The sequence below is a fragment of the Bacillus sp. FSL K6-6038 genome, assembly GCF_038050455.1.
GTDB classification, from domain to species: Bacteria; Bacillota; Bacilli; order Bacillales; family Bacillaceae_G; genus Bacillus_A; species Bacillus_A pseudomycoides.
Map to the genome: position 1 here is coordinate 2,447,322 of NZ_JBBOUH010000001.1, position 14,497 is coordinate 2,461,818.

A 14,497-nucleotide genomic window follows, 5' to 3' on the forward strand; every position below is an offset into this window, starting at 1 on the left:
TTCAAAACATGCTCTTCATATTTGCTTTTATATCAAGGTTAAAACCGTTAATTTAATCAAACTTTACTTTTAAGCTACACGTGAACGTTTTTGTATTAACAATAAGAAAGAAATTATAGATAGAATATTTTATTTCAATATTCTTTAATTTTTAATTTTTTTATAAACACAGTAACTGCTATGATTTTTTTATTAGGAGGGGATTTGTGGTGAATATAGTACCAATACAGAAAGATGATGTTCCTTATGTTATTATGGGAAAAGATTTAAGCACTATATAATAGCGAATATCTCATATTTGTAGGAAACTATAAAACAAAAAAGAAGACTTGCTACTAAGAGCTTCTTTTTTGTTAGAATTTTAAACATTTAATCTAAATGTACCGTGCAATTATATAATTCTGAATCCCATCCGTTCTCTATTTTTATAATTTTAGTTATTGATGTATTTTTAGGAGATTCTATCATGCTCAAATGAGGTACTAATTCTTTGAGAAGCTGCTTAATGAATGAGCCATGACTAACGATTAAGATGTTTTTGTTAGGATATTTATATGTAATTTCTTCAATAAAAGGTATAGCTCTTGCTTTAACGCTATCAGCACTTTCGATTCCTAAATCAAGCTCTCTCCAATTATCTCCCCACTTCGAAATTCGTTCGTCTTCGGTCGTTCCTTCAATTTGTCCACCGCTTACTTCGCGAAGTCTAGGGTCTAAATGGATTTCTATATTTTCAATGTTTTTTTCTATTGCCTCAGCAGTTTGTTTCGCTCTTAATAAATCGCTAGAGTAGATTACATTCCACTTCTCTGTAGCTAAACGTTCTGCAAGTTTATAAGCTTCAGATAATCCAGCTTGATCAAGTGGAATATTTGAATTTCCTTGTGCTCTACCTTCTTTATTCCAATGTGTGCTGCCATGCCGGATAATACCGAGTGTAGTCATATGAAAACCTCCAAACTATAGTTTTTAGAAAAATAAAAATGATTCCGTTATTATATGACAATTCAGGAAATAAAAAAAGGAAATTTTATATTTTCTATACAAAAGTTTTAAGAATATTGTTATGCAAACAGATGAATTAGGAGATTTAAAGATAAATGCAAGTAGGATTCTTGTATAGAAATAAAGAACCTTTAATGTATTAGTTGAAAAGGAGGTAAAGTGATGGAGGTTACGATTCGTGCAGTAGAAATACAAGATGCTAGAGCAATTCATCGTATATGCATACAAAATGATGTTTTACCATATATGGTTTTCTTGCCTAGTATGCGAGTGGATGCGATGGAAAATAGGATTCGAAATCTAGCGCCGAATCAATTTGAATTTGTTGCTGAGTATGATGGAAAAGTCGTTGGGTTTATTGGTTTAACGCAAGGGCAAGGACGAAGGTCACATTCGGGAGATTTATTTATCGGTGTAGATAGTGAATATCATAATAAAGGCATTGGGAAAGGTTTGATGACGAAAATGCTGGATCTTACAGATAATTGGTTAATGCTAGAGAGAGTAGAACTTGGTGTTTTGGAAATAAATCCTGGTGCAAAAGTACTATATGAAAAATTTGGATTTAGGGAAGAAGGTATAAAAAGGGGGAATCAAAAAGCTCATGGTAAGTTCATTGATGAAATTATGATGAGTCGTCTTCGGCCCAATGGTTTAATTGTACATAATTAAAAATTACAAGAAAAAGAATGCTTTTTTTGTAAAGCATTCTTTTTCTTGTAATGGGGAGTAGCTTTTTCTTAAAGATGTAAGATTTACATAAACATAACACTTTTACTTATTATGTAAGTAGTCTATACTAGAGTACATATATTTTCAAATTGGAGCGAGTAAATAAAACATGGAGCTGAGAAAATTAGAACATATCATTGAAGTGAAAAAAGAAGAACTTTTTGCACTTGTTTCAAATTATGGATTTCAACACCAAAAAGTACTTGAAATGAGCCAGGAATTAGACAAGTTAATAAATTATTTTATGTTATTAAAATAAAGAGCTGTCACTTTATACAGAAATAATGATTAAGTGATAGTTGGTTATTTTAATTGTTAGTTTATTAGCTGTAAATATTAAAAAGTATAATTATTTCCTTATTTAAATATATCTTCTAACATCATTAAGCGTTACGAACCTCATTTTAGAATCTCATCATGTTATAAACACTACTGTAATATGAAGTGTGTTTTATTTAAATAATTTAATGAAAGAAAGTAAATAGATTAGCGATATTTTTGTTTATGAAAAGACCACCAAGTAAAATGAAATCATTAACTTTTGTTGATGTTTTTTCCAGTTCAACCATAGAATTGAGAAGAAACCTTATAACAAGAAGCTGTGCATCATAAAAAATATTTGAAAATGAAGAAGTAGTTTCGTATATGAATGAAATTCATGAGAATAGTGCTGAGAGAACTTTCATTCAATTATGGAATGAAACGAATCGTTATCCTTTTTGTGAAACTAGTGATGTTTCTAATCTTTAAGTGCCTGCATTATGTATTGCTGAAGGGAGTTCGGAGGATGAGTCTTCAGCTGCTATATCTTTTAAACAACTAAATTCTGAGATTCATATTGCTATGTTTCCTTTGGCTTAATCATTTAGTGTATAATGATCAATCTGAAATGTATTCACATACATTGTATACCTTTTCAAGAACTTTGAAAGTTGCTAGTCGAGAAAGCTCATTTTTGGGTATAATAATAAAGGAATTTATTTATAGTATCGGTTAGGAGCGTAGCAGGTATGAAAACAGTTGTTGTCATAGGTGGAGGTATTACAGGACTTTCTACTATGTATCATTTAGAAAGATTAAAAAAGGATTACGATATAGATTTGGAATTAATCCTTGTAGAACAGAATGAATATTTGGGCGGGAAAATTCACAGTGTGAAAGAAAAAGATTTCATCCTGGAAACAGGAGCCGATTCAATCGTTGCACGAAATGAAAATGTTATGCCATTTGTAAAAGAACTGAAATTAGAAGATGAAATGGTATATAACGAAACAGGTATTTCTTATATTTACTCAAATGATACGTTACATCCGATTCCTGCTGACACAGTATTTGGTATACCGATGAGTGTAGAGTCGTTATTTAGTAGTACGTTAGTTTCAACGAAAGGGAAAATCATTGCACTGAAAGACTTTATTACAAAGAATAAAGATTTTACGAAAGATACATCACTCGCTGTATTTTTAGAAAGTTTTTTAGGAAAAGAGTTGGTTGAAAAACAGATTTCCCCCGTTCTTTCAGGAGTGTATTCTGGTAAATTGAATGAGCTTACAATGGCTTCTACACTACCATATTTACTTGATTACAAAAATACATACGGCAGTATTATAAAAGGTTTTGAAGTAAATAAAAAACAATTTCAGGCTGCTGGGAATAAGAAGTTTTTATCATTTAAAAATGGACTTTCTACGATTATTAATCGTTTAGAAGAGGAATTAGCTGAGACAGATATACGAAAAGGAGTAACAACGACGAAGGTAAATAGAGTTGATGATGGATATGAAGTTTCTTTTTCAAATCAAGAGACAATAAAAGCGGATTACGTTGTTATAGCTACTCCACATGATGTTGCACAAACATTATTAAGTTCTAATGAATTAGATGATGATTTCAATAAACTAAAAAATTCTTCGTTAATTAGCATTTATTTAGGGTTTGAAATAGCTGATGAACAATTACCGGTAGATGGAACTGGTTTCATTGTTTCAGAAAATAGTGATTTACTTTGTGATGCATGCACGTGGACAAGCAGGAAATGGAAGCATACATCAGATAAACAAAATTTATTGGTGAGATTGTTTTATAAAAGTTCGAATCCTGCTTATGAAAAAATGAAACATAAAAGTAAGGAAGAATTGATTCAAGTTGCCTTATCTGATATTGAGAAAAGCCTTAGAATTCAGGGAGAACCGCAAATTGTTGAAGTTACGAACTGGAAAGATTTAATGCCAAATTATCATTTAGAACATAACCATGCAGTTCAATCTTTAAATGAGAAATTATTAGATGTTTTTCCAAATATGTATCTAGCGGGGGCTTCATACTATGGTGTAGGCATTGGGGCTTGTATAGGAAATGGAAAGAAAACGGCAGAGAAGATTATTGAAGTATTGAATAATCACTTTGAATAACGTAACCTTTATATTTTTGACGAAATCCCTCTCTAGTATAAGAGTGGGATTTCGTCTGTTTTTTACTGAAAATTGTATCTATCGTTTATTCTTTAATTTTGATTAGGGTTTCTGCACGTTTCGTTTTATTTTCTGTAATTGTTAATGTGACGTTACCAGCTTCTTTAAATGAATAAGGGGAGAGTTGATAAATCTCTTTTATGTTATATTTTTCTTTTATTTCTTTTGTGGATGTATTTTTTATTAGGGAAATATTCGGTTTCCAAGTTTCTGTTTTACCAGAAGGGTAGTTTATGATAATTTGAGGTTTTTCTAAACTCAGTGTTTTCCAAGAAGCGAAATAAAGTTCGGTTTCTTTTTCTTTTTTGATTATTTGTTCTGAGAAATAACCAAATTCACCAATATCACCTGAAACGATATATTGTGTATTGTTTAGTTTAATGTCTAGCAAGGAAGGTTGATAAGTGGCTGCGTGATAAAATCCATATGAAAGTGATAATACCGAGGCGATTACAAGCCCAATTATAAATTTTTTCAAGCTGTTTCCTTTGAAACTTGTCATCATCGCCGAGTTTGGTGCGAATCGCTGTGCGAATAAAAAAACAAGTGAAATGAACAAGAGGGCAATGCCTATAAAAATATACATGATTTTCGGTCACCTCCGTTAATACAACTCTTATCTCTGCGTTGAATAATAACGTGATGTATTGTTCACTAATATTTTAACATAAATATCCAATTGATATTGGATATGGGGAAGCTTTCGAGAAACAAATGTATATAGTTCATTTTTAAAGAGGTGCTTGTTATATTAAGCACCTCTTTAAATAAAGAAACATTAATTCTTATTTTTATTTGTTAATTCCATTTTCCGTGTTCCGAATAATAGTAAGAATCCGATTATGGTAATCATAATGATTGCAGTTACTATTAAATCAGTAAACATCAGATTTTGGTTTTGAATTTCTTTTCCGGTAAGTGTTAGAAATACTTGAAAGATAATAATTTAGAGTATTAATTCTGTTAGATTTTGTGTATAAACCGAATAAATTAAGAAAACCATGGGGGAAGCCTGTTTCATCTATTTAGAAAACAGGCTTTTATTTATGATGAAACTTCCGATTGGAGAAGATTTTTCTGATATAATAAATCAGTAAAAAGAAAAACATTAGGAGGATTTCAATGGCATTTCCTGTTTTAGAAACAGAACGGTTACGTTTAGTTGAAATTGATCAATCTTATTGTCAAAAAATATATGAAATCTTTTCGCTTGAAGAAGTAACGCGCTATTATGGAATGAATTCCTTTACAGAATTTGGTCAGGCTTCGCGTATGATTGAATCTTTTTCAAAAAATTTTTTTGAAAAACGTGCAATTCGATGGGGAATTGTATTGAAGGAAACAGGTATTTTAATTGGTACAATTGGATTAAATAATTTACAACTTTGGAGTAAACGTTCTGAGATTGGTTATGATTTACATCCTTCTTACTGGAGAAAAGGCTATGCAACGGAAGCTGTGCAAAAAATCATTACTTATAGTTTTCAGGAGCTAGGGATATTCAGAATCGGTGCAATTACATATCCTGAAAATGTAGCATCTTGTAAGATGTTGTCCAAAATAGGATTTCAGAAAGAAGGACTATTAAGAGGGTATATTCATCAAGGAGATCAACAACGAGATGTATATATATATTCTATTATACGAACAGATTTAGAAAAGAACCATGAGATATAGTACGCATGGTTTTTCTTTTATAATTAGATAGTAATGAAAAATAACGAACCCCTCTTATCAAAAGATAAGAGGGGAATGAAGCAATTAACCTAATTTAGGTAATAAACGTTCTCCGCTTTTCATGCTACTTTTACATAAAGGGCATTTTGGCTCTTCTTCAAATGAAAAGTTCTTTCTCATCCATCCTAAACAATCCTCTGATTCACATTCCCAAACAGGGGTTTGTTCTGGTGGTACTTCTGCTACATCGTTCTTTCGATTGCGATACATGTGACCACTCCTTTTATGTAAAAATTTTAATTATATATTAAAAAGGTTGTTAACCGTGCGATGGTAACAACCTTTTTATTGTTTAAATTATAGCTTTACAACGTTTTTAGCTTGAGGTCCGCGGTTACCTTCTTCAACTTCGAAGCTAACTTCTTGACCTTCGTCAAGAGATTTGAAACCTTCGCCAGTGATAGCTGAGAAGTGAACGAATACATCGCTACCGTCTTCAACTTCGATGAAACCGAAACCTTTTTCGCTGTTAAACCATTTTACTTTACCTGTTAATGTCATGGTAAATGCCTCCTAAAAATAAGAAAAATAAATTACAATATGATCCGTCTTATTTCAACGAAAATAAAAATTCACATATTATCAAAAAACCATTAGGAATACTTATTATTCTTAATAGATGCTTGATAATATGTAAAGTTAAGCTTTTATAAATTTGACCTTAAGACCTATCTTACAACAAATGGTGAGAAATAGCAAGTGTTGGAAGGAAATAGGATATTTTTAAGAGCGAGTGCTTCAATAATGCTATTGGTATAGGGATTTGATTGTATTTCATGTATCTAAGTTTTTTATTAACAAGATTAAAAATATTCACTTTTATGTATTATTCCTGGTTCGAAAATATGTGAAAATACTCCAGATGATTACGAGTGGCATTCCTTGTTGTATTTTTTTATTTATGGATATGAATTTTAAATGAGGATATAAAAGTATAAAAAATAATAAATTTAGTGTAAAATAGGAAGTATTTGTAAGTTATAGGAGGGAAGGGAGGAGTTGTTTTGAATAATAGTCGATTTAAAACAATTGAAGCAGCAAAGGAAGGTCGAAAAAAAGTACATCCAATTTTAGCAGTAATATTATCGATTGTATTTTTAACACTTGGTGAGTTATTCATGCTATTTATGTTGTTTTTACCAAAAGCAGAAACGACATTGATGAAAGGGATTTATGATAACTTAAGGATGTTATTAACATTTGGCGGAGCAATTTTATTTGTATTTTTATGGGTTCGTTTTGTGGAAAAACGTCCATTTTCATCAATTGGTTTTTGGAAAGATAAAGCTTTAAAAAAATACTTACGCGGAGCATTCATTGGGCTTACATTTATAACAATACCCGTTTTAATTTTAGTCTTAAGTGGTTCTGTTACCTTACATATACAACAGTTTTCAAGTACAGTCATATTGGGAATGGTAGGTTCTTTAATAGCATTTTTAGTACAAGGTGCCACAGAAGAAATTGTTGTACGTGGTTGGTTATTTCCAGTTATTTCAGTTAGAAGTCGGGTATGGATTGGAGTTGCTGTTACCTCATTACTATTTGGATTTCTCCATCTACTGAATCCAGGCATTACAGTTCTTTCTATATCAAATATCATATTAGTTGGTGTATTCGCAGCGTTTTATGTATTAAAGGAAAATAGTCTTTGGGGTATATGTGCTTGGCATTCTATATGGAACTGGGCTCAATATAATATATATGGTTTTGCGGTAAGTGGTACAACAATATACTCTACACCTCTGTTTAAATCAACAACAAGCGGTCCGAAATCGTTACATGGAGGAACTTTTGGGATTGAAGGAAGTGTAATCACAACAATTATGCTTGCTGTTGTCTGCATTGTATTATGGAGACAATTGTGGGGAAGAAAATTGAAACAACATAATATTGGGTAATTTATGGGGGATAGTTATATTGTGATTAGAACAACATCGTGCATAATGTGAAAAGTAATGAGTATGACTATAACGTTTAGATGTTTGATAGAAGGTTCCTAAGATTAGTATATTTGATTTTTTTATTATGCAACTGTTCTTTGATATGATACAGGATATTTTTTACAATATAAATTTGAGTGTTCTAGATGCCTAAAATCAATATCTTCATGTGGATAAGAATGAAGTTTATTTTGTAATTCATACGTTTCGTCAAAATGAAGGAATGTTATACCTTTATGTAATAAACTCATTTCAGTCATCTTCTTTACGTACTAATCTAGCACAAATTTAAATGACATAAAAATAAAATGCTTTCTTAATTCAACTGATTTCAAAGGGTATAGTCTGGATAAAGCTAACCGTATTTTGCCGAGCAGAGATGGAGTGTGGAAAAATTCTTATGTGAATTTTAGAAAATCATAGTCCTTTTACAGAATAATCTTGCAATATGAAACTGAATAGAAATACAATAAAAGGAAACCTATGAAAGATTTTGATCAAATGTTATTTTGGGGGAGAGAATGGATGGAGAATTTTTAAGAAAAAGCATTTTTAAAGAATAATTTATAACAAGTTATTTTTGAAAAACGCAATAGGTAGGAAAAAAATGAGTGATGGAATGTTGGGGGGAGGAAATATGTACAATGAAAACACTATTAAAAATACTAGGGATAATTGCTGGAATGGTAGTAATCGGTGTGGCACTTACTTACGGAATTTTATATTATCTCAATCATATTAAACCAACCGCTAAAAAAACACCAACTGCGGCTCCGGCAGTGGAAGTGTTAGCTGATAGTAAAGTAAAAGCAGAGAATGCAAAGCTGTTAGATAATGGTAATTATTCATTGCCAAATAGTGACTTTAATAAAGGCTTTAAGTGGACTGATGAAAAATTACAAATCGCATTACATGAAATGGCACATCAAAAAGTAAAAGCGGATCAAAAGTGGGGTTATATTTTTATAACGCAAGAACGAATTGAAAGTTTATTGGGGATTGTTAAGAGTAGTGATATGAATCATAAAAATACATATATAGATATTTTAGAAAGATGGAAACAAGGGAAATACGAGAAAGTTGATGCGGATCATAATACGATTTGGAAATTACAAAGCGGTAATCTTGGCGAAGGTAAGGGTGTAATGTCACAAAATGAGCAGAAAGAGTTGCTTAATAAAGTCTTCATGCAAAAGGAGACATTCTCAGGAAGTATGTTAATAGCAGGTGGTGAACAAGTTAAAAAATAGTTTTGAAAACTTGATAGATAAGGATAAATACGCAGCGAAATATAAAAGTTCCGCTGCGTATTCGCTTTATTTGACATATGAAATAAATGGGAATAAGATTCATATATGAAATAAAGAAGGAAGGCTTTTTCGAATGGATATGAAAAAAAGAGAATTATATGGAAATATTCGAGATGTCTATCATCAACTGCAAAGAAATTTGGATAAAGCGATAGAAGAGCACGATATAAGTTATGTTCAATTTGGTGTGATACAAGTACTTGCGAAGTCTGGAAAGGTTTCTATGTCTAAGCTAATTGAAAATATGGGGTGTGTTCCAAGTAATATGACAACGATGATCCAAAGGATGAAACGAGATGGTTACGTTGCGACAGAGAAAAATCCAAATGATCAACGTGAAACACTTGTGTATTTAACTGAAAAGGGAGAAATAGCTAGGGAAAAAGTCGATGTAAAATATGCAGGTTTTTTAGAAGAAAATTGTAGCTGTTTTACTGATGAAGAAGAACAGAAGCTACAAGAACTATTATTAAAATGGAAGCATCGTATAGTTTAATTGTGATATATAAGAAAAAGTGTAACATTCTGTTACATTTTTCTTTATATAAATAATTCATATATGAAATAAAATAACGTATATAAAATCGGAGGTGTGAGGAGGAATTTAAATAATTACTTCATATATGAAATAAAAAGAGGGGGATACAAGTTGCAAGTAAAATCAATGTTACGTATTTTAGCAGTTATCGCGTTTTTTATCGGTTTAGATTCTTTAATTGTTTCACCATTGTTGCCTGCGATTTCACAGACAACAGGAATGCCTGCTGAAAAGGGAGGGCTTTTAATTACAGCATACGCACTATGCTATGGGATAACAGCTCCATTTTTTGGACCATTGTCTGATAAGGTGGGGAGAAAGCAAATGATTGTCACAGGTCTTATCATTTTTTCAGCCGCTACATTTTGTACCGGGCTTACGAATCATTTTGAAATACTCTTATTGTTTCGTGGACTGACTGGTTTATCCGGAGCTATGATCATGCCAAGTGTATTTGCATTAGTATAGGAGATAAAGTACCGTGCCAGTCACGAGGAAAAGCGATGGGGATGATTATGGGAGCAATGGTTGGATCGACGGTATTAGGTGTCCCTATCGGTGCGTTTTTATCTGAGGTAGGAAACTGGCAATGGACATTTTATATTATTGGATTACTAGCTTTGCTTGTTACGTTAATTACAAGTCGATTGTTACAAAAAGAGATTTCGAAAAACCAGTTATCAATTTCTGCACCCAAAGCAATGATTGGATCTTGTAAAATCGTATTTACAAATTTCTCTGTTTTCTTTGCGTTATTAGCAACGTTTTTATGGACTGTAGGACTACATGGTATGTTCTCATACATAGGTGTGTATTATGGAAGAAATTTTGGGTTTACAATTGGACAGATTGGAATTGTTATTTTCTTTGCTGGTTTAGGAAGTGTAATTGGTAATGTAGTTGGTGGGAAATTGGCGGATAAAATAGGTAAGAAAGTTGTGGTTTCAATCGCAAGTATATTTGCTTCTATAAGTGTGATTTTATTTACTGTATATATTGGAAATGTAAAATATGCGATTACCGCACATATGATCTGGAGTATATGTATTGGGTCAGCCTTCGCTCACTGCCTTGATTTCAGAATTAAATCCAGCTATACGAGGGACAGTTATGGCATTAAATAGTTCTGCAATGTATATCGGAATGACGATTGCTTCAAGTGTTGCATCGTTTACTTTGAGTAAAGGTTTACCGTTCTTTGTCTTAGGAATAATTTGTGCAATTGCTAGTTTACTCGTCCTTCCGAGCATATATTTTCTTGTTCAAGAGAAGGCTACAACTACGAAAAATCAAATTGGCATATAAAATGGGAAGGAAAAAGAAGGTATACGTTATAGGTGAGAAATGAATGAAACTCCAAAAAGAGTTGGTATCCTTCAGCAGAGACAATCAACTCTTTTTCTTTGTTTACTTTACCTTTGTTGTTTCACCTAGTTTATATTTAAATTTCTATTTTTTGAAAAGAAGCTACAATCTTTTGTAACTGCTCAATAAACATTCGTGTAGCGGCACACATATATTTATCCTTTCTATAAATAATTCCAATTTCTATTGTTGCAGTAGGATTTTTGATTTTAATAGCTTGAATAGAGTTACTCTGTAGAAAGTCTATATATGGTTTAGGCAACACTGTAATTCCCATTCCTTTTGACACCATGTGAATTAATGATTCCATTGTACTTATTTCTAAAATTGGTTTTGGTGTAAAGTTAAAGTTTTGACAATGCGAACGAATAAGCTGTGTTAAAAAGAAATTTTTGGGAAGAAGGATAATAGGATATTTCTGTAACACTCCCATCGTTACAGTAGTGTGTTGTGTTAATTCGTGATTAGTTGGCACTACTAAAGTAAGTTCATTTTGATAAAGCGGAATAGATATGATTTCTTTGTCTTGAACAGGAAGAAATGTAATGCCAATATCTAATTCATTTTGTAACAATTTTTCACGAATTTCCCCAGTACGAAGACCTAATACGGAAAGTTCAATATTGGGATATAACGCATTAAAATTCAAAATGGCTGGTGGTAATAAGTAGTTTACGGTTGTCAATAGAGCACCAATGGTTAACTTTCCTTGCTGAAGCCCGTTTAAATCTTGAATTGCAGCATACGCTTGTTCTACTTCGTGAAAGACTTTTTTACTATGTGAAAGCAAAATTCTTCCCGCTTCTGTTAAAGAGATTTTTTTGCCAATTCGATCAAAAAGAGGCATACCAATTTCATGTTCAAGTGCACGAATCTGTTGACTCAGTGAAGGTTGTGAAATGTTTAATTTTTCAGCTGCTTTTGTAAAATGTAATTCGTTTGAAACAGCTACAAAGTATTCTAATTGTCTTAACTCGATGGGAATCACCTCTAATGATAGGTTTTACCTATCATTATCATATAAATAATTGAATTGAACAATGATCATCTTGAAATTATACTCACATTAGTAGAACAGCAAAGTAATCATTGTAAAAAATAGATGAGGTGATGAAATGATACAAGCATTAAAATCTAATACATTACCAGGTAATTATTCTCAAGAACTTCATAAGAGATATCAACAAGCTGTACCAATAGGGGTATATAATTTAACACCTTTGTACGTACAATCGGCAAAAGAAGCAATGATAACAGATGTAGATGGAAATAACTTTATTGATTTTGCGGGTGGAATTGGTGCAATGGAGCTAGTGACCGATCATGTAACGAAAGAACCCGCAAAAGAATTAACAGCGCAGTTAATTAAGGAGTTTTGGAAAAATGGGCTTATAAGCATTGGGGCGGGTATACATGATAATGTTCTTCGATTTTTACCACCACTTGTAATTTCGAATGAAGAAATTGATAAGGGGTTTGAGATAATAAATCAAGCTTTTGAAGCGCTTTGTCAAAATAGTAAAAGGAGTGGGGAATGATGCCAAGGTCGTATGACTTGAGGTCTCTTAATGTAGGTATGCCAAAAGAAGTGTCATATGGTGGGAAATTAATTCAAACGGGTATTAATAAATCACGGGTAAGTGAGCCTGTTTTTTTATCATCACTAAAATTTAACGGAGATGGGCAAGCTGATTTAGTCCATCATGGAGGAATAGATAAAGCAGTTTGTGTTTATTCCTATAACCATTATCCGTATTGGGAAAAGGAATTGAATCGAAAGCTTGTATACGGTGCTTTTGGAGAGAATATGACAGTGCAAGACATGCTTGAGGAAGATGTTTGTATAGGTGATATATTTCAAATTGGCGAAGCGGTGGTACAAGTAAGTCAACCAAGGCAACCTTGTTTTAAATTAGCAAAAAAGTATGATATACCGCAATTACCACTCTACTTCCAAAACACAGGGTATACGGGATTTTATTTTCGTGTTCTAAAAGAGGGGTGGGTATCACCAACAGATTCTCTTACGCAACTTGAGTCTGATCGTAAAGGTATTTCAATCGCTTTTGCAAACCATATAATGCATAAAGAAAAACGTAACTTTGAGGGAGTACGAAGGATTTTAGGAGTAGAGGCCCTTTCAGCAAGTTGGAGAAAAACATTTGAAAAACGTTTGAAAGGAGAAGAAGGAAGTACGAAGGAGAGATTAGAAGGGATTAGTGAATAACGGGGTAGGAACTGGAATGTTTTTTATACTGTAATGTTAAAGTATAAATATTAAGTGACTCCTATGCATCTACCAGAGCTGATTCGTGCAAAATATATCCGTAGTGAAAAAATTTGGATAAATATTGATTGTTCAAATGAAGAAAGATAAACAAAGGATTAGCGAATCTCACTTAGGTATTTTTAGGAGGAGTTAAAGATGAAAATAGGGTTAATCGGTCTAGGGAAAATGGGATTAAATTTAGGTCAAAATTTAATTGATAAGAATCATGAAGTAGTGGCGTATGATGTAAATACAGATGCTATAAAAGAAATAAAAGAATATGGAGCTATAGGTACATCTAGTCTATCTGAACTTATTCAATCTCTCGAAAAACCAAGAATTCTATGGATTATGGTGCCACATGCTGTTGTTGATACTGTTATTAATGAAATTACACCGCTTTTAAGTCAAGGAGATATTGTGATTGAAGCGGGTAATTCCTATTATAAGGAATCCATTCGTCGTTATGATGAGTTTAAAAAAGCTGGTGTACATTTTATGGATGCAGGAACGTCTGGTGGAACAGAAGGTGCTCGTAATGGTGCTTGTTATATGATTGGAGGAGACCGGGAAGCGTGGGAAACTGTTGAGACTGTATTTCGAGATACAGCTGTAGAAAATGGATATTTATATGCAGGAAAAGCAGGAAGTGGTCATTTTTTAAAAATGGTTCATAATGGGATTGAATATGGTATGATGGCTGCTATTGGTGAGGGATTTGAAGTGTTAGAGAAAAGCGAGTTTGATTATGACTATGAAAAAGTAGCAAGAGTATGGAATAATGGTTCAGTTATTCGTTCATGGCTCATGGATTTAACGGAACGCGCATTTTCAAAGGATGCAAAGTTAGATGACATTAGAGGAATCATGCATTCTTCAGGAGAAGGAAAATGGACAGTTGAAACGGCTCTTGATTTACAAACAGCGACACCTGTTATTGCCCTGTCCTTATTAATGAGGTATCGTTCATTAGAAAATGATACATTTACAGGTAAAGTTGTTGCAGCACTCCGTAACGAATTTGGCGGACATGCGGTAGAAAAAAGTGACAAAAAATGAGTCGTTATCTTAATGTAATTGAAAAACGTTTTCTACATAAAAACAACCTCGTTCTTAAAAGAACGGGG

At 32.4% G+C, this 14,497-nt stretch carries 14 protein-coding genes and 3 pseudogenes; 11 read left to right on the top strand and 6 right to left on the bottom strand.

Annotation, left to right across the window (positions count from 1 at the left end):
• Positions 1-369: 369 nt before the first annotated feature.
• Positions 370-945 carry a histidine phosphatase family protein gene (locus tag NSQ40_RS12585; RefSeq protein ID WP_003204480.1) on the bottom strand — a complete coding sequence of 192 codons (576 nt, stop codon included), beginning with the start codon at positions 943-945 and terminating at the stop codon, positions 370-372.
• A 222-nt stretch (positions 946-1,167) separates the two neighbouring features.
• Here NSQ40_RS12585 and NSQ40_RS12590 point away from each other — a divergent pair, with 222 nt between their 5' ends.
• From NSQ40_RS12590 to NSQ40_RS12600, 3 genes are all read left to right on the top strand, one after another.
• Positions 1,168-1,677, top strand: coding sequence for a GNAT family N-acetyltransferase (locus NSQ40_RS12590; RefSeq protein ID WP_098217747.1), 510 nt, complete (start codon positions 1,168-1,170; stop codon positions 1,675-1,677).
• A gap of 169 nt (positions 1,678-1,846) precedes the next feature.
• Complete coding sequence (locus NSQ40_RS12595; protein WP_003203953.1) at positions 1,847-1,996, top strand: aspartyl-phosphate phosphatase Spo0E family protein; 150 nt, start codon at positions 1,847-1,849, stop codon at positions 1,994-1,996.
• 751 nt (positions 1,997-2,747) lie between these two features.
• Positions 2,748-4,148 carry a protoporphyrinogen oxidase gene (locus tag NSQ40_RS12600; protein WP_003203954.1) on the top strand — a complete coding sequence of 467 codons (1,401 nt, stop codon included), beginning with the start codon at positions 2,748-2,750 and terminating at the stop codon, positions 4,146-4,148.
• A gap of 85 nt (positions 4,149-4,233) precedes the next feature.
• On the opposite strand, the gene NSQ40_RS12605 is transcribed toward NSQ40_RS12600, so the two are convergent.
• Positions 4,234-4,794: a hypothetical protein gene (locus NSQ40_RS12605; RefSeq protein ID WP_003203955.1), complete on the bottom strand. Its 561-nt coding sequence runs from the start codon at positions 4,792-4,794 to the stop codon at positions 4,234-4,236.
• Positions 4,795-5,330: 536 nt separating this feature from the next.
• Here NSQ40_RS12605 and NSQ40_RS12610 point away from each other — a divergent pair.
• Positions 5,331-5,885, top strand: a complete 555-nt coding sequence (locus NSQ40_RS12610; RefSeq protein WP_003203956.1) for a GNAT family N-acetyltransferase — start codon at positions 5,331-5,333, stop codon at positions 5,883-5,885.
• 84 nt (positions 5,886-5,969) lie between these two features.
• Here NSQ40_RS12610 and NSQ40_RS12615 read toward each other — a convergent pair whose 3' ends face one another.
• Positions 5,970-6,155: a cold-shock protein gene (locus tag NSQ40_RS12615; RefSeq protein ID WP_000286203.1), complete on the bottom strand. Its 186-nt coding sequence runs from the start codon at positions 6,153-6,155 to the stop codon at positions 5,970-5,972.
• An 87-nt stretch (positions 6,156-6,242) separates the two neighbouring features.
• The gene (gene cspD / locus NSQ40_RS12620; RefSeq protein ID WP_003203959.1) at positions 6,243-6,446 is read right to left on the bottom strand and encodes a cold-shock protein CspD; all 204 of its coding nucleotides are present in this window, start codon (positions 6,444-6,446) and stop codon (positions 6,243-6,245) included.
• Between the two features lie 503 nt (positions 6,447-6,949).
• Here cspD and NSQ40_RS12625 point away from each other — a divergent pair.
• Positions 6,950-7,846, top strand: coding sequence for a CPBP family intramembrane glutamic endopeptidase (locus tag NSQ40_RS12625; protein ID WP_341286116.1), 897 nt, complete (start codon positions 6,950-6,952; stop codon positions 7,844-7,846).
• 112 nt (positions 7,847-7,958) lie between these two features.
• Here NSQ40_RS12625 and NSQ40_RS12630 read toward each other — a convergent pair.
• Positions 7,959-8,139 (bottom strand): annotated as a pseudogene (locus NSQ40_RS12630) (arginase family protein); the annotation flags it as partial.
• Positions 8,140-8,532: 393 nt separating this feature from the next.
• Here NSQ40_RS12630 and NSQ40_RS12635 point away from each other — a divergent pair.
• From NSQ40_RS12635 to NSQ40_RS12645, 3 genes and pseudogenes are all read left to right on the top strand, one after another.
• Positions 8,533-9,138, top strand: coding sequence for a PRK06770 family protein (locus NSQ40_RS12635; RefSeq protein ID WP_003203964.1), 606 nt, complete (start codon positions 8,533-8,535; stop codon positions 9,136-9,138).
• A 133-nt stretch (positions 9,139-9,271) separates the two neighbouring features.
• Entirely contained in the window at positions 9,272-9,694 is a 423-nt protein-coding gene (locus tag NSQ40_RS12640; RefSeq protein ID WP_003203966.1) for a MarR family winged helix-turn-helix transcriptional regulator, read from the top strand.
• 153 nt (positions 9,695-9,847) lie between these two features.
• A pseudogene (locus NSQ40_RS12645) lies at positions 9,848-11,041 on the top strand (MFS transporter).
• A gap of 136 nt (positions 11,042-11,177) precedes the next feature.
• On the opposite strand, the gene NSQ40_RS12650 reads toward NSQ40_RS12645, so the two are convergent.
• Positions 11,178-12,089 (bottom strand): LysR family transcriptional regulator, encoded by a 912-nt coding sequence (locus NSQ40_RS12650; protein ID WP_003203974.1) that lies wholly within the window; start codon positions 12,087-12,089, stop codon positions 11,178-11,180.
• Positions 12,090-12,348: 259 nt separating this feature from the next.
• Here NSQ40_RS12650 and NSQ40_RS12655 point away from each other — a divergent pair.
• The 3 genes and pseudogenes from NSQ40_RS12655 to gnd form a co-directional block, all read left to right on the top strand.
• Positions 12,349-12,639, top strand: a pseudogene (locus NSQ40_RS12655) (aminotransferase class III-fold pyridoxal phosphate-dependent enzyme); the annotation flags it as partial.
• Positions 12,639-13,328 carry an MOSC domain-containing protein gene (locus NSQ40_RS12660; RefSeq protein WP_018767020.1) on the top strand — a complete coding sequence of 230 codons (690 nt, stop codon included), beginning with the start codon at positions 12,639-12,641 and terminating at the stop codon, positions 13,326-13,328. The pseudogene NSQ40_RS12655 and the gene NSQ40_RS12660, both read left to right, overlap by 1 nt.
• 198 nt (positions 13,329-13,526) lie before the next feature.
• The gene (gene gnd / locus NSQ40_RS12665) at positions 13,527-14,429 is read left to right on the top strand and encodes a phosphogluconate dehydrogenase (NAD(+)-dependent, decarboxylating) (RefSeq protein WP_003203980.1); all 903 of its coding nucleotides are present in this window, start codon (positions 13,527-13,529) and stop codon (positions 14,427-14,429) included.
• Positions 14,430-14,497 lie beyond the last annotated feature (68 nt).

Bases quoted from the DNA above. Each gene is read 5' to 3' on its own strand.
- NSQ40_RS12585 (WP_003204480.1), bottom strand. From the start codon at position 945: ATGACTACACTCGGTATTATCCGGCATGGCAGCACACATTGGAATAAA.
- NSQ40_RS12590 (WP_098217747.1), top strand. From the start codon at position 1,168: ATGGAGGTTACGATTCGTGCAGTAGAAATACAAGATGCTAGAGCAATT.
- NSQ40_RS12595 (WP_003203953.1), top strand. From the start codon at position 1,847: ATGGAGCTGAGAAAATTAGAACATATCATTGAAGTGAAAAAAGAAGAA.
- NSQ40_RS12600 (WP_003203954.1), top strand. From the start codon at position 2,748: ATGAAAACAGTTGTTGTCATAGGTGGAGGTATTACAGGACTTTCTACT.
- NSQ40_RS12605 (WP_003203955.1), bottom strand. From the start codon at position 4,794: ATGTATATTTTTATAGGCATTGCCCTCTTGTTCATTTCACTTGTTTTT.
- NSQ40_RS12610 (WP_003203956.1), top strand. From the start codon at position 5,331: ATGGCATTTCCTGTTTTAGAAACAGAACGGTTACGTTTAGTTGAAATT.
- NSQ40_RS12615 (WP_000286203.1), bottom strand. From the start codon at position 6,155: ATGTATCGCAATCGAAAGAACGATGTAGCAGAAGTACCACCAGAACAA.
- cspD (WP_003203959.1), bottom strand. From the start codon at position 6,446: ATGACATTAACAGGTAAAGTAAAATGGTTTAACAGCGAAAAAGGTTTC.
- NSQ40_RS12635 (WP_003203964.1), top strand. From the start codon at position 8,533: ATGAAAACACTATTAAAAATACTAGGGATAATTGCTGGAATGGTAGTA.
- NSQ40_RS12640 (WP_003203966.1), top strand. From the start codon at position 9,272: ATGGATATGAAAAAAAGAGAATTATATGGAAATATTCGAGATGTCTAT.
- NSQ40_RS12660 (WP_018767020.1), top strand. From the start codon at position 12,639: ATGCCAAGGTCGTATGACTTGAGGTCTCTTAATGTAGGTATGCCAAAA.
- gnd (WP_003203980.1), top strand. From the start codon at position 13,527: ATGAAAATAGGGTTAATCGGTCTAGGGAAAATGGGATTAAATTTAGGT.